1 protein-coding gene and 1 pseudogene are annotated in these 617 nt (G+C 64.5%); both read right to left on the bottom strand.

Translation table 11 applies throughout. The features are described 5' to 3' along the window. Window positions 1-166, bottom strand: a 166-nt coding sequence (gene merD, locus HMPREF2886_RS28160) for a mercuric resistance transcriptional repressor MerD (protein ID WP_070748790.1), incomplete at its 3' end; no start/stop codon positions are given. Between the two features lie 17 nt (window positions 167-183). After that, window positions 184-617, bottom strand: a pseudogene (locus tag HMPREF2886_RS28155) (mercuric reductase); the annotation flags it as partial.

The raw sequence follows: 617 nt of genomic DNA, 5'->3' as shown, positions 1-617 counted from the left end.
CCGCCCGCACGAAGCACAGCCGTTGCAAGGCGGCGTCATCGAACAAGCCGTAGCCGCCTGGTGTGCACGCCACCGGGCGCAGCAATCCGCGCAGCAGGTAGTCGCGCACGATATGCACGCTCACCCCGGCATCAAGAGCCAGCCGGGACACCGTGTAGGCGTTCATTGAACACCTCCTTTTTCTCACCCGGCGCAGCAGGAAAGCTGCTTCACATCCTTGTTGAAGGTCTGCGCCGCGAGCTTCAACCCCTCGACCATCGTCAGGTAGGGGAACAACTGGTCGGCCAGTTCCTGCACCGTCATGCGGTTGCGAATGGCCAGAGCCGCCGTCTGGATCAGTTCACCCGCTTCCGGCGCGACCGCCTGTACGCCGATCAGCCGATGGCTGCCTTCCTCGATAACCAACTTGATGAAGCCGCGTGTGTCGAAGTTGGCGAGCGCACGCGGCACGTTGTCCAAGGTCAAGGTGCGGCTGTCGGTCTCGATCCCGTCGTGGTGGGCTTCCGCCTCGCTGTAGCCCACGGTCGCCACTTGCGGATCGGTGAACACCACGGCCGGCATTGCGGTCAGGTCGAGCGCCGCATCGCCGCCGGTCATGTTGATCGCGGCACGGGTGC

The sequence above is a fragment of the Pseudomonas sp. HMSC066A08 genome, from assembly GCF_001813025.1.
Classification (GTDB): Bacteria; Pseudomonadota; Gammaproteobacteria; order Pseudomonadales; family Pseudomonadaceae; genus Pseudomonas; species Pseudomonas aeruginosa.
Note: the sequence above shows the minus strand (reverse complement) of the source record. Positions and strands in the feature narration are given on the sequence as shown.